A 13,009-nucleotide genomic window follows, 5' to 3' on the forward strand; every position below is an offset into this window, starting at 1 on the left:
AGGATAACCGCGCGCGACGGGTCGCCGTCGTCGGCGAGCGCCCCGCTACGGTGCCGCCGTGATCGCCGTGCCTGGTCGCGACCGCGCCGCCTTTTGGGTGTCGCTGGCCGTGCTCGCCGGCACGTTCCTACTGGCCTACGGTGGCAAGGCCGTGTGCCTCGACGGGGAGCCGGGGTTCTGGGGCGTCACCCGCTACTGCTACTCGGACGTGCGGGTGCTGTGGGGGTACCGCGGCTTCGATGTGGACGCGCTTCCCTACGCCGGCGTGCCGCCGGGCTACCCCGTGGACTACACGTTCGAGTACCCCCCGGGGCTGGCGTTCCCCGCGTGGCTGATCGCGCTCGCCACCGACTCCCGCGCCGCGTTCTTCAACCTGCACGCGGTGACGTTCGCCGCAGCGGCGGTCACGACCCTGTGGCAGCTCGACCGCGCCCTGGCCGACCTCGCCAGGGCAGGGCGACCACGATCGCGCTGGCGGCTCCTGGGCTTCGCGCTGTCGCCGGGGCTTGTGCTGTTCGGCATGCAGAACTGGGACCTGTGGGCGGTCGTGCTGGTGGCTGCCGGGCTGGCGGCCGCGGCACGGCGACGCCCGACGCAGGCGGCGGTGTGGTTCGGGCTGGGCGCAGCGGTCAAGTGGTGGCCGGCGTTGCTGGTGGTGACGCTGCTGGTCGGTCCGTGGGCGCCGCGGGACCGGCGACGCCGCCTGCCCGTGCGACCCGCTGCGGTGGCGGCCGGGGTGTGGGCGTTGGCGCAGCTCCCGGCGGTGGTGATCAGCCCGACGGCGTGGGCTCGATCGCTCGCGTTCCACCTCGAGCGCGGCGCCAACCTCGATTCCGCCGTGTCGGCGCTGGGATCTGTGGGGGCGGAGCTGCTCCCCGGCCGGTTCTGGGGCGGGCCGTTGACGACGCTGGCCACGGTGGTGTCGCTGGCGTTGCTGCTGGTGGGCGCGGCGTACATCAGCTGGCGTCTGGAACGTGGCAGCCTGGATCCCGGCGATGCCGCACTGGCACTGGTCGCTCTGTTCCTGTTCACCAGCAAGGTGTTCTCGCCGCAGTTCGTGCTGTGGCTGCTCCCGGTCGCCGTGCTGTCGACCGTGGCGTGGACGCCCGTCCTCGCCGTCGAGTCGAGCAACGCGGGGGTGTGGTTGCTGTACGGCCCGTGGATGGCGCTGGGAGCCGAACCGCGGTTTGCCGGCTTCCTGCGGGCCGCACAGGGCATGGCGGTCGTTCGCGCGGCGACGGTCGGGTGGCTGGTGGCCGCTGCTCTGCGTCGATCAGCGGGGCGTGAACACGCCGACGAGCACCAGGGCGACGGCCAGCACGGCCGCAAGGAACCGCAGCTCGCCGTCGCCCACGTACCAGGCGAAGAGGCCTAGCAGCAGCCCGATGGTCACCAGACCAGGACCCACGTACCGCCCTTCGTCGTCCGCGGCCTCGTCCTCGGTGCTGTCGGCCACCCGGAGCCGTCCGTCGCGGTCCACCCACGCCCCGTTCGGCGCGTCGAACCAACCCGGGAGGGTCCCGCCGAGCGCCTGCACCGCATCCCGCTCGCCGTCTTCGAGGCTGCCCACGACCGCCGCCCAGTCCATCACCAGTTGGGCACGGAACACGTCGCGGCTGGCCGGGTCGACCAGGACGACGTCGCCGTGGTCGTGGGGCCGGACCCGTGCGTCGAGCCCCCGACGCGCGGCGAGTTGGGCGACGTGGCGAGCCACCGCGGGGTGGAAGCGGCCCACCGGGGCGCCGGTCGGGCGCAGCGGCGCACCCTCGGGGACGAGCGCGACCTCGCAGGCCGGGCACACCGCCAGGCCCGCGACGTACTCGTCACCGCACGAGGAACACCGCATCCCGCGATAGTACGGCCGGCTGGGCGGTTGCGACGTTCACGCGCTGGCGAAGGTCAGCGACGCGACGGCGCTCGAGCCACGGACGCCGCCGTCCGATCCGACCGCGGCCGCCGGTACCCTGCGCCAACCCCAGGAGCAGCCCCGTGACGGAACGCATCTACTCCACCGACGCGTACGCCGCTGAGGTGGTCGCGACGGTCGTGGACGTCGACCGCGGTGATGGCCGCGTGCTCCTCGATCGCACCGTGTTCTATCCGGGAGGTGGAGGACAACCGCCCGACACCGGATCGCTGTGGATCGGCGACGACCGCTTGGACGTCGAACGGGTCGCCACCGATCCCCGCGGGCTCTGGCACTGGGTCAACGGAGGGCCGCCCGCGGTCGGGACGGTCGTGCGGGGCGTCGTTGACTGGGAGCGCCGGTACCGACTGATGCGCACGCACACCGCGATGCACGCATTGTGCGGTGTCGTCTGGGAACGGTTCCGCAGCCCGGTCACCGGCGGGCAGATGGCGCCCGGTGAGGGACGCCTGGACTTCGAGCTTCCCGACTGGGACCCCGACGCCCGTGAACCGCTCGAGGCCGCACTCAACCGAGAGTTGGCCGCCGCCCGCCCCGTCCACGTCGACTTCCTGCCGCGTGACGAGGCCGACCGCGATCCCAGCCTGATCCGGACCAAGGTGTCGCTCCTGCCCGACGATCTGCGGATGGTCCGTGTCGTGGACATCGTCGGCCTGGACCGCCAAGCCGATGGCGGCACGCACGTGCGGTCCACCGCCGAGGTTGGTCGCGCCCGGATCGCGAAGGTTGAGTCGAAGGGACGCGGCTACCGCCGCATCCGCATTGCTCTCGACGAGCCGGACGCGTAAGGACGTGCGCGGACAGGCGCAGGTCCAACCCCAGACCGGCCTTTGGGGGCCGGTCCCATGGGCCGTGTCGATCGAGTCGCCTCGCCCTTCGGCTCGTCTCCCAAGCAGCGCTTAAGGGGACCGGCCTCCAAGGCCCTGCGGGCCGTCGACACCGCCCCGACCGTCGATGCCGCCGAGCGCCAGATCGAGGAGTTCAAGACCGCCTGGGGCGGGCAGTCCCGATGATCACCGGACCTGACGAGGCCGCCTGGGAGCAGTCCACGCTGGAGACGTGTGTCGCGGTCGTCCACAAGATCTTCTCGTGGGCGCCGGTCACCGCAGGCGTTGTGCCCGCAGCATGGTGTCGTGGGTGTGGTGGCTGCGATACATCTCATCCCAGAGCTGTGTGTCCATTTTGTTGTCAGCGATCATCTCCCGGCTCTGGTGTCGCGGCGGACGTCGTCGTCCAGCGGGTGACCGCCGAACAGGGGGACTACCAGGGGGCGGCGTCACCCTCCTCGCCGAGTTCACGCAGCAGCCGTTGCAGGGCGGGTTCCTCCGCGGCGGGCAGCTCCATGCGCGGCACCGTCCGCGCCCCGTCATCGGGGCAGCGCCTGACCCACGCGGGCAGTTCCTGGCGGCACACCACGCACACGCGGGGCTCGGTCTCCACCACCGGGCCGCTGTCGACGCCGCCCGACTCTTCTTCGTCGTCGCGGCGCCGCTCCAGTGGGCTCACCACGGCTCCTCGCCCGGTCCCGTGCCTGTGAGAGTACGGGTCATCCCCGGCGACGAGCCAGCCGGCCGGTAGCGTCGCAGGGGATGACCGAGACGAACGCGTTCGACGTCCTCAAGGCCCGCGGCTACGTCCAGGACGTGACCGATGAGGGCGCCGTCCGTGACCTGCTGGCCACCGAGGACGTCACCTTCTACGTCGGCTTCGATCCCACCGCTCCGTCGTTGCACGTCGGCAATCTGGTGGCGATCATGGCGATGGCGTGGCTGCAGCGGCTGGGTCACCGCCCCGTGGCGATCGCCGGAGGTGCCACCGGCCGGATCGGTGATCCCTCCGGCCGTGACACCGAGCGGGAGCTCCTCGACGACGAGGTCATCGCCGCGAACCTCAGCACGATCCAGGCACAGCTGTCGCGCTTCTTGGACCTGTCCAGCCCCGACCGTGGCCTGCTCCTGGACAACCACGAGTGGCTCGGGAGCTTCACGTACCTGGCGTTCCTCCGCGACGTCGGGAAGCACTTCTCGGTGAACCAGATGATCGCCCGCGAGTCCGTCAGGCGCCGGCTGGAGTCACGGGAGCAAGGCATCTCCTACACGGAGTTCAGCTACCAGCTGCTCCAGGCGTACGACTTCGCCCACCTGTACGCCACCTACGGGTGCCGTTTGCAGGGCGGTGGATCCGACCAGTGGGGCAACATCGTCGCCGGCATCGACCTGACCCGCCGACTGCACGGCGCGGAGGCGTTCGGGATCGTGTGGCCGCTCATCGAAGGTGCGGGCGGGCAGAAGTTCTCCAAGTCCGCCGGGAACGCACCGTGGCTGGCGGCGGACCTGACGTCCCCGTACGCCTACTACCAGTGGTGGTTGGACACCCACGACGACGACGTCGTGCGGTTCCTGCGGCTGTTCACCTTCCTACCCGATGAGCAGATCGACGAGCTCGCCCGTGACCACGCCGCCGAACCCGCGGCGCGGACGGCACACCGGCGCCTGGCGGAGGAGACCACCCGGTTGCTGCACGGCGACGCCGAGCTGGCCGACGCGGAACGCGCCAGCGAGATCCTGTTCGGCCAGGAGCCGTTCGCCGGACTCGACGACCGGGTGCTGTCGGACGCCTTCGATGCGGCGCCCTCGCTCGAGCTGCCGCGCGGCCGGCTCGACGACGGCATGGGCGTGCTCGAGCTGATGGTCGAGGTCGGTGCGGCGTCGTCCAACAGCCAGGCCCGCCGCCTGGTCGAGCAGGGTGGGGTTTCGCTGAACAACGTCCGCGTCGACGACCCCGCACGTCGCATCGCGCCCGAGGACCTGGCCAGCGCCACCACGCTGGTGCTGCGCGTTGGACGGAAGCGCTACTACCTCGCCCGGTTCACCTGAACGTGGTCACAGCACCGCTGCGACGTCCGCGGCCGCCACTGGCCAGACGTGCAGCGCCGGTCTAAGGTACGTCACACCCCGTGATGGACGGTCGCCAGGAGGGCAAGATGTTGGCCCCGATCCGCCGGACGGCGACGACCCTGGCCAGTGCCCTGGTCAGTGCCCTGGCCGTCGCTGTACTCCTCGCCGGCCCTGTCGGAGCCGACGAGGCGCCGTTGAGCGAGTCGCCGCCGGCTGATCCGCCCGCGCCCCGGACCGAGGTCACCGAAACCGACGCCACGCAGGCCGCGGCCGACGCCGTGGAGCAGGCCGTCACGGCCGCCCAGCCAGAAGCGGTCGACACGATCCTGGACGCGGCCGAGGCGGTCGCTGATCAGGCCCCGGCTCCGGTCGGCGACGCCGTTCGCACGGTGACCGCGATGGCACGCGAGGCGGCAGCACCGACCACGCCGCCACCGGCTCCTGTTCCTGCCGACCGTGACGACACCCGGGCGACCGGCGGGCCGGTCACCGATCTCGGCGCGGTCACCGTCCCTGCAGCCGTCCGCCCGGCCTCGAGTGTGCCGATCGGCGCGACCTCGCTGACCGGTCTCCGACTCGATCAAGCGCAGATCCGGGTGGCCGAGGCGGACCTGGCCGCGTTCACCTCGCCGGATCCGGCCCTGGCTGCTCCCATCACGGGCACCTCCGCGCCGCTGCCGTCGGTCCCGATCGACCGGGCGCATCGGATCCTGGCCGAGATCCTGTTCGGTGCCGCCCTACTGGTCGTGGCCACAGCGGCCCTGGTCGGTGAACTCGGCCCCGACCGCCGGTCCGCTGCCGCGTGACCCACTGACCCACCCGGCGTGCCTCCGGTTGCCTTGACGCGGCCGGGAGCCGCGGACGTGTCGGCACGCGGGGTGGCGCGAACGGACCCCGCGAACGGACCCCGCGAACCGCGACCCTCGCAGCCGGTCGGGTGCCGCGCTAGCGTGCAACCCATGCGGTTGAGCCTGCTCGTCTCGGCGGCGGCGCTACTCGGTTCGGCGTTGACCGTCGTTGTGGCCTCTCCCGCGGCGGCCGCGCGGACCGTCCAGGTCGTGGTCGCCGACGGCGGCTACAACGACGGCGACGCCGACGGAAACGGGTCAGCGTGGAGCACGGTCGTGCACGTGGGCGACACGGTGCGGTGGGTGTGGCACTCGGCCAACAAGGCCCCACATACGGTCACGGCGCTGGGACTGGACGTGTCGTTCGACTCCGACCGCCCCTGCACCGAGGATCCCGCCCGGGACGTGTCGGCCTGCCGCATGCCGCCGTACGCCTACCAGTTCACGTTCACCGCTGAGGGCAGCTACCGCTACCGGTCGCAGACCGACGTCGCCCCACCGGTCATCGGCGCGATCGAGGTGCTGCCTGCGCCACCCGCGCCGCCGCCACCGCCGCCCGAAGCTGGCCCGGCCGACGAGGCGCCACAACCGGCCGCGGACGGACAACAACAGGGCGGACAGGGTGCGGCGGCTGCAGGGTCGGCCCCCGCGCCGTCGCCCGCGCGCACCGCTGCGGCTTCGCAGTCAGGGCGGATCCGGGCCCGTGCCTGGCTGCCCCGTGTCGGGGTCGCCCCCGCACCCCCCGAGACGGGCGGGATGGTCGACGTGGCACCGGCGGTCGCGCCAGGGCGTGCCCTTGACGGGTCGTTGGGTTCTCCGCCCAGCGCCGCGCCGACCCAGACCGTCACCGCGGAGCTGGCCGCCGATGTGCCCGACTGGCGTCAGATCTCCCCCGAGGTGGCCCTGACCGCCGTGGCCGTCGCGCTGCTGGTCCTCACCGCCGGGGCGTTCGGTCGCCTGATCCTGTTCGGACCGCCCTGGACGTGACCGGTGACGTGACCGGTGACGTGACCGGTGACGTGACTGGTCGATCCGACCGGTGGTCGTCCACAGCCGCGGGTCGGGAACGGTTGAGCCGGCGGTGACCGTCGGGTACGGTCGCCGCGTTCCGGGCCCGCTTCCCCGGCCGGTCGCCGGTGGCGACCAGACCCCGGGCCTACCCGACGACCGGTCGGGACCCGGAGGACGGGCCCTCCGGCACCCCTGCTCCCAACGGCGGCACAGGCCGCGCCCGTGGGGGCCGTCAGCCCGAAGGGAGTGCGCTGTGCGCCACTACGAGATGATGCTCATCCTCCGCGACGACCTCGACGAGGAGGCCGTCGCCCAACAGGTCGAGCGCATCCAGTCAACGATCACCGACTCCAGCGGTCAGGTCATCCAAACCGAACACTGGGGCAGGCGGCCGTTCGCCTACGAGATCAACCACCGCCGTTCCGGCTACTACATCGTCCTCGACTTCGAGGCCGAAGCCCACGCGGTGGACGAACTCGAGCGGCAGCTGAAGATCAACGACGATGTGGTCCGGTTCAAGACGATCCGGCCCGAAGTCCGCGTCCACAAGCCCGGTGACCCGCGCCGGCGGACGCCGGTGTGAGCCCCGGTCGCCGGAGCACGGCGCTCCGGCGACGCCCGCCCCAACGGGGTGGCACGAGCGAAGGAGCGAACGGATGGCGTTCGAGAGCAACATCATCACGATCATCGGCAACCTCACCGACGACCCCGAATTGCGCTTCACCGGCGCGGGCGTGGCGGTCTGCAGCATCCGGGTCGCCACCAACCGCCGTTGGACCGGCCGTGACGGTCGCGAGCAGGAGGAGACGACCTTCGTCACCGCGAACGCCTGGCGTGACCTGGCCGAGAACGTCGCCAACAGCCTGCACAAGGGCGACCGTGCCGTCGTGATCGGGCGGCTCCGGATCCGATCGTACGACGACCGGGACGGCCAGACCCGCTGGGTGACGGAGATCGAAGCGGACGAGATCGCCCCGAGCCTGCGCTGGGCCGTTGCAAGGCCCGAGAAGACCCGCGGGCCGTCGGCGTCACGCAGCGACGAGTCGGGCGACTGGAGCGCTGCGAGCACCACACCGGAGATGGAAGACGTACCGTTCTGAGCGACGGTTCGCTTCAGTGAACGATCCAGGAGGACTCGGATGGCGTATCGCCAGGCCAAGCCCAAGGTCTGCCAGTTCTGCCGCGAGCGGGTCGAGTACATCGACTACAAGGACCTGCAGACGCTGAAGAGCTACCTCAACGAGCGCGGCAAGATCAAGGCGCGTCGCTCGTCGGGGGCGTGCCCCCAGCACCAGCGGCAACTCGCTCAGGCGGTGAAGAACGCCCGCGAGATGGCGCTGATGCCCTACGCCGTGCGCTAGAACACCACGGGTCGCCACGCGGACGCCGCCTGCCGCTGGTTGGCGTCCGCGTTGGCGGCCTTCGCCGGCGAGCAGCCCAGGAGGCTGACGTGAAGATCATCTTGAAGCAGGAGGTCGACAACCTCGGCCTGGCCGGGGACGTCGTCGACGTCGCCGACGGCTACGGGCGGAACTTCCTGATCCCTCGCGGCCTGGCCATCAAGGCGACCAAGGGCGCCCTGAGGGAGGCCGAGCACCTCACCCGGGCCCGGAAGGCGCACGAGGCCAGGACGCTCGGCGCGGCGCAGGAGTTCAAACGGCTGCTCGAAGCCCGCACGCTCCGCGTCCCGATGCGTGTGGACAACAAGGGCAACCTGTACGGGTCGGTCGGCGCCTCGGAGGTCCAGAAGATCCTCAAGGAACGCGGCCACGACATCGAACGTCGTCACGTCCACCTCGACCGGCCGATCAAGGAGATCGGTGACTACATCGCGGAGATCCATCTCCACCCACAGGTCGCCGCCGAGGTTCCGATCGAGGTCGTCGACCTCGAAGGGCAGGTCACCCCCGAGACGGTCGCGGCGCAGCGCAAGGTCGAAGCCGGCGAGGCCGCCACGCTGGAGGAGGCCGCGCTGGCAGCTGCCGCCGAGATCGAACAACCCGACGAGACCGGGCAGACCGACGAGGCCGCGGCTGCTTCCACGGCCGCGAATGACGCCCAGAGCGGGGAGCCGGCGCACAGCCGGCGATGATCACGCGCCGCGCGCCGGACGAGTGATCGAGCAGGCCGTGCGGCCAACGTCCGCGACTGTGCGGTCGCCCCGCGGCCGTTGCTGTCCACAGCATGTGGAACCCGAAGACCGGCGCTGACAGACCCCAAGCCAGCGACCGGCGCAGTCACGCCCCAGCGCGGATCGGCGTTTCCACCGCCCTTCCACACGCATCCCACGGGATGCGCAGCTGCTTCCACCGCTTCCCCACAGGACCGTCCCCAACCCCGGGCGCCCGTGTCACAGCCGGTGCCTAGCGTGCAGCAATCAGGGCAGCGGCGGTGCTCGACAGCGGTGCTCGACAAGGGTGCTCGACAAGGGGCGGGACGGTGGTGGTCGATCAGCGCACCGGGAACGGCAGTGCGGTGGCGGCGAGGACATCGGCCGCGTTCGACCGCACGCCCCCGCAGCACATCGACGCCGAGGTGGCGGTTCTGGGCGCGGCGCTGTTGTCACGGCCCGCTCTGGCCGAGGTGGTCGAGATCGTCCGCGCGGACGACTTCTACCGGTCGGTGCACCGGATGGTGTTCGAGGCGATCCAGGACCTGTTCAGCCGGGGAGAGGTCGTCGACCCGATCACGGTCGTGGATCGCCTCGGCCGTGACGGGTCGCTCGACGAGGTCGGCGGGGCGTCCGCGATCCACGATCTGGTCGCGGCCGTTCCCACCGCCGCCAACGCCGTGTACTACGCGCGGATCGTCCGTGAGAAGGCGATGCTGCGTCGGCTGATCGAGGCCGGTACGCAGGTGGTGCAGCTGGGCTACGAGGGTCACGACGACGTGAACGTCGCCCTCGACCGTGCCGAGCAGCTGATCTACGAGGTCGGTCAACGGCGCATGGCATCGGAGTACTCGCCGCTGAAGGAGCTGCTGTCGGAGGGCTTCGAGCGGATCGAGCAGCGTTACGAGAACCGCTCGGAGGTGACCGGCCTGCCGACGGGGTTCAACGACCTCGACCGGCTCACCGCCGGGCTGCAGAAGCAGAACCTGGTGATCATCGCTGCGCGCCCGTCGATGGGGAAGTCCAGCCTGGCGCTGGGGATCGCCCAGTACGTGACGGTCGAGCTGCGGCGGCCGGCGATCCTGTTCAGCTTGGAGATGAGCAAGTCCGAGATCGTCGACCGGATCCTGTCGTCCGAGGCGCGCATCGACTCATTCAAGATCCGCAACGGTCGCCTCGACGACTCCGACTGGGCGTCGCTGTCGGACGCCATGGGACGTCTGGCCGACGCTCCCCTGTACATCGACGACACCCCCTCGATCACCTTGATGGAGATCCGGTCCAAGAGCCGTCGGCTGGCCCAGCGCCACGGCCTGGACCTGGCGATCGTGGACTACCTGCAGCTGATGCAGTCCCACCGCCGCGTCGAGAACCGCCAGCAGGAGGTCTCGGAGATCTCCCGGGGCCTGAAGATGCTGGCCAAGGAGCTCGACGTCCCGGTCATCGCGCTGTCGCAACTGTCGCGCCAGCCCGAGACCCGCGGCGACAAGCGCCCGCAGCTGTCGGATCTGCGCGAGTCGGGTTGCCTGACCGCCGAGACACGCGTGCTGCGTGCCGACGACGGGCGTTGGGTCGCGCTCGGCGAGCTGTACACGACCGGGGAACGCGACATCCCGGTGTGGACGGTGAACCGCGACTGCAGCCTCGTTCCGGGCAGGATGACGCACGTCTTCTCCAGCGGACGCAAACCCGTTTTCCGCCTGCGCCTGCGCTGCGGGCGGTCGGTGGACGCCACCGCCAACCACCCGTTCCTGGCCGCCGACGGGTGGCGGCGGCTGGACGACATCCGCGTCGGTCAACCGCTCGCCGTGCCGCGAGCCGCGCCGGAGCGGGCGCATGGTCTCCAGATCGCCTCGTCCGACGTTGTCTGGGACGAGGTGGCCGACATCCAGGTGGTCGGAGAGCGCGAGGTGTTCGACGCGACCGTCCCGGGGACGCACAACTTCGTGGCCGAGGGGATCGTCGCCCACAACTCGATCGAGCAGGACTCCGACGTGGTGGGGTTCATCTACCGTGACCAGGTCTACGACCCGGACTCGCCTGACCGCGGCATCGCTGAGCTGATCATCTCCAAGCACCGCAACGGACCGATCGGCGTGGTCAAGCTCGCGTTCCTCGACCACCTGACCAAGTTCGCGAACCTCGCCCGGACCAGCGTGTGACTGGTCGGTCCCGCGGTTCGCGGCCGGGACGGTCCGCGCCGGTACGCTGGGCGACGAGGCTCGTCCGCGCGGTCCATCTTTCGTCGGGTACCGGCGGGCTGTTGCGCCTCGCGGCCTCGCCGCTCCGCCCCTCTACCGCCCCCCGCTCTCGAAGGTGCCCCCGTGGCCACCGCATCCCGCGACGACCTCCGCAACGTCGCGATCATCGCCCACGTCGACCACGGCAAGACCACGCTGGTCGACGCGATGCTGTGGCAGTCGGGGGCGTTCCGCGAGAACCAGGACGTCGCCGAACGTGTCCTGGATTCCAACGACCTCGAACGGGAGAAGGGCATCACCATCCTCGCCAAGAACACGGCGGTGCGGAAGGACGGGCTCACCATCAACGTGGTCGACACCCCGGGCCACGCGGACTTCGGAGGTGAGGTGGAGCGGGCGCTGGCGATGGTTGACGGCGCGCTCCTGCTCGTCGACGCCAGCGAGGGCCCGCTTCCCCAGACCCGCTTCGTGCTGCGCAAGGCGCTGGCGCAGCGCCTCCCGATCGTCCTCGTCGTCAACAAGATCGACCGCGTCGACGCCCGCCCCGACGAGGTCGTCAACGAAGTCTTCGATCTCTTCATCGACCTGGACGCGGACGACGACCAGATCGACATCCCCATCCTCTACACGAACGCCAAGGCCGGCACGGCGACGCTCGATCCCGGCCAGCCCGGGACCGACCTGACACCGCTGTTCGACACGATCCTCACCAGCATCCCGGCTCCGTCCTACGACGACGAGCACCCGCTCCAGGCGCTGGTGACCAACCTCGACGCGTCGCCGTACATGGGTCGGCTCGCGCTCTGCCGGATCCAGCACGGCTGGATACACAAGGGCCAGACCGTCGCGTGGTGCCGATCCGACGGGTCGACGGAGCACCTCAAGCTCACCGAGCTCTACCTCACCGAGAACCTCGATCGGGTCCCGGTCGCCGAGGCGGGGCCGGGTGACCTGATCGCCGTCGCCGGCCTCGACGCGGTCACCATCGGCGAGACGCTGGCCGACGCCCAGGACCCGCGGCCGCTGCCCGCCCTGAGCGTGGACGAGCCCACCCTGGGGATGACGATCAGCGTCAACACCTCGCCGCTGGCCGGCCACGACGGCGACAAGCTCACGGCCCGCCTGATCGACAGCCGCCTCGGCCAGGAGCTGGTCGGCAACGTCTCGCTGCGGGTACTGGCGACCGACCGCCCCGACGCGTGGGAGGTTCAGGGCCGTGGTGAGCTCCAGCTCGCCGTGCTCGTCGAGACGATGCGGCGGGAGGGGTTCGAGCTGACCGTGGGCAAACCCCGGGTCGTCACCAGGGACGTCGACGGCACGGTGCACGAACCCTTCGAGCGCCTGTCCATCGACGTGCCCGGCGAGTTCGTGGGGGTCGTCACCCAGCTGCTCGGCCTGCGCAAGGCCCGTATGGAGAGCATGGTCAACCACGGCACCGGCTGGGCCCGTCTGGAGTTCCGGGTCCCGGCCCGCGGACTCATCGGGTTCCGCACCGAGTTCCTCACCGAGACCCGCGGCACCGGCATCCTCCACCACGTCTTCGACGGCTACGGAGCCTGGGTCGGCGAGATCCGCACCCGCCCGAACGGGTCGCTGGTCGCCGATCGTGGCGGTCAGGCGACGACGTACGCGCTGCTCAACCTCCAGGGACGGGGGGTGTTGTTCATCGACCCCGGAACCGATGTGTACGAGGGCATGGTCGTGGGTGAGAACGCCCGCGCCGAGGACATGGACGTCAACCCCACCAAGGAGAAGAAGCTCACGAACGTCCGCTCATCGACCGCGGACGAGCTGGTGCGGCTGGCCCCGGCCATGAGGCTGTCACTCGAGCAGGCCCTGGAGTTCATCCGCGAGGATGAGGCGGTGGAGGTCACGCCCGCATCGGTGCGGCTCCGGAAGGCCGAGCTCGACCAGACCGTCCGCAGCCGGATGGCCAAGCGCGCCAAGCACGGCGAGGCCTCCACGGGTTAGCACCGTGTAGGGGAAGCGACGACTTCTCCGTCGGCCCTTCCGGT

14 protein-coding genes are annotated in these 13,009 nt (G+C 70.8%); 12 read left to right on the plus strand and 2 right to left on the minus strand.

Going from position 1 to position 13,009, the window contains the following annotated elements; genetic code table 11:
• The first annotated feature begins 58 nt into the window (after positions 1 to 58).
• Positions 59 to 1,375, plus strand: a complete 1,317-nt coding sequence (locus tag KY462_06035; protein MBW3577288.1) for a DUF2029 domain-containing protein — start codon at positions 59 to 61, stop codon at positions 1,373 to 1,375.
• On the opposite strand, the gene KY462_06040 is transcribed toward KY462_06035, so the two are convergent.
• Positions 1,274 to 1,846 carry a hypothetical protein gene (locus KY462_06040; GenBank protein MBW3577289.1) on the minus strand — a complete coding sequence of 191 codons (573 nt, stop codon included), beginning with the start codon at positions 1,844 to 1,846 and terminating at the stop codon, positions 1,274 to 1,276. The two genes, KY462_06035 and KY462_06040, sit on opposite strands and share 102 nt — an antisense overlap.
• A 143-nt stretch (positions 1,847 to 1,989) precedes the next feature.
• Between KY462_06040 and KY462_06045 the strand changes: the two genes are divergently transcribed.
• Positions 1,990 to 2,715: an alanyl-tRNA editing protein gene (locus tag KY462_06045; GenBank protein ID MBW3577290.1), complete on the plus strand. Its 726-nt coding sequence runs from the start codon at positions 1,990 to 1,992 to the stop codon at positions 2,713 to 2,715.
• 57 nt (positions 2,716 to 2,772) lie between these two features.
• Positions 2,773 to 2,940 (plus strand): hypothetical protein, encoded by a 168-nt coding sequence (locus tag KY462_06050; GenBank protein ID MBW3577291.1) that lies wholly within the window; start codon positions 2,773 to 2,775, stop codon positions 2,938 to 2,940.
• 247 nt (positions 2,941 to 3,187) lie between these two features.
• Here the strand turns inward: KY462_06050 and KY462_06055 are convergent, their stop codons facing one another.
• Positions 3,188 to 3,433 (minus strand): hypothetical protein, encoded by a 246-nt coding sequence (locus KY462_06055; GenBank protein ID MBW3577292.1) that lies wholly within the window; start codon positions 3,431 to 3,433, stop codon positions 3,188 to 3,190.
• An 83-nt stretch (positions 3,434 to 3,516) separates the two neighbouring features.
• Here KY462_06055 and tyrS point away from each other — a divergent pair, with 83 nt between their 5' ends.
• The 9 genes from tyrS (at position 3,517) to typA (ending at position 12,965) form a co-directional block, all read left to right on the plus strand.
• Complete coding sequence (tyrS, locus tag KY462_06060) at positions 3,517 to 4,803, plus strand: tyrosine--tRNA ligase (protein ID MBW3577293.1); 1,287 nt, start codon at positions 3,517 to 3,519, stop codon at positions 4,801 to 4,803.
• Positions 4,804 to 4,910: 107 nt separating this feature from the next.
• Positions 4,911 to 5,630: a hypothetical protein gene (locus tag KY462_06065; GenBank protein MBW3577294.1), complete on the plus strand. Its 720-nt coding sequence runs from the start codon at positions 4,911 to 4,913 to the stop codon at positions 5,628 to 5,630.
• A 153-nt stretch (positions 5,631 to 5,783) separates the two neighbouring features.
• Positions 5,784 to 6,659, plus strand: a complete 876-nt coding sequence (locus KY462_06070; protein MBW3577295.1) for a hypothetical protein — start codon at positions 5,784 to 5,786, stop codon at positions 6,657 to 6,659.
• Positions 6,660 to 6,936: 277 nt separating this feature from the next.
• Positions 6,937 to 7,266, plus strand: coding sequence for a 30S ribosomal protein S6 (gene rpsF / locus KY462_06075; protein ID MBW3577296.1), 330 nt, complete (start codon positions 6,937 to 6,939; stop codon positions 7,264 to 7,266).
• A 73-nt stretch (positions 7,267 to 7,339) separates the two neighbouring features.
• Positions 7,340 to 7,783 (plus strand): single-stranded DNA-binding protein, encoded by a 444-nt coding sequence (gene ssb, locus KY462_06080; GenBank protein MBW3577297.1) that lies wholly within the window; start codon positions 7,340 to 7,342, stop codon positions 7,781 to 7,783.
• A gap of 39 nt (positions 7,784 to 7,822) precedes the next feature.
• Positions 7,823 to 8,044: a 30S ribosomal protein S18 gene (gene rpsR, locus KY462_06085; protein MBW3577298.1), complete on the plus strand. Its 222-nt coding sequence runs from the start codon at positions 7,823 to 7,825 to the stop codon at positions 8,042 to 8,044.
• 89 nt (positions 8,045 to 8,133) lie between these two features.
• Entirely contained in the window at positions 8,134 to 8,775 is a 642-nt protein-coding gene (gene rplI / locus KY462_06090) for a 50S ribosomal protein L9 (GenBank protein ID MBW3577299.1), read from the plus strand.
• Between the two features lie 383 nt (positions 8,776 to 9,158).
• Complete coding sequence (dnaB, locus tag KY462_06095; protein ID MBW3577300.1) at positions 9,159 to 10,955, plus strand: replicative DNA helicase; 1,797 nt, start codon at positions 9,159 to 9,161, stop codon at positions 10,953 to 10,955.
• 162 nt (positions 10,956 to 11,117) lie between these two features.
• Positions 11,118 to 12,965, plus strand: coding sequence for a translational GTPase TypA (gene typA, locus KY462_06100; protein MBW3577301.1), 1,848 nt, complete (start codon positions 11,118 to 11,120; stop codon positions 12,963 to 12,965).
• Positions 12,966 to 13,009: the final 44 nt, after the last annotated feature.

This window comes from Actinomycetota bacterium, from assembly GCA_019347675.1.
Lineage (GTDB): Bacteria > Actinomycetota > Nitriliruptoria > Nitriliruptorales > JAHWKO01 > JAHWKW01.

What these genes read in the sequence shown, in the direction of transcription:
- KY462_06065 (MBW3577294.1), top strand. Translation starts at nt 4,911, where the DNA reads ATGTTGGCCCCGATCCGCCGGACGGCGACGACCCTGGCCAGTGCCCTG.
- KY462_06050 (MBW3577291.1), top strand. Translation starts at nt 2,773, where the DNA reads ATGGGCCGTGTCGATCGAGTCGCCTCGCCCTTCGGCTCGTCTCCCAAG.
- KY462_06040 (MBW3577289.1), bottom strand. Translation starts at nt 1,846, where the DNA reads ATGCGGTGTTCCTCGTGCGGTGACGAGTACGTCGCGGGCCTGGCGGTG.
- tyrS (MBW3577293.1), top strand. Translation starts at nt 3,517, where the DNA reads ATGACCGAGACGAACGCGTTCGACGTCCTCAAGGCCCGCGGCTACGTC.
- rpsR (MBW3577298.1), top strand. Translation starts at nt 7,823, where the DNA reads ATGGCGTATCGCCAGGCCAAGCCCAAGGTCTGCCAGTTCTGCCGCGAG.
- ssb (MBW3577297.1), top strand. Translation starts at nt 7,340, where the DNA reads ATGGCGTTCGAGAGCAACATCATCACGATCATCGGCAACCTCACCGAC.
- KY462_06070 (MBW3577295.1), top strand. Translation starts at nt 5,784, where the DNA reads ATGCGGTTGAGCCTGCTCGTCTCGGCGGCGGCGCTACTCGGTTCGGCG.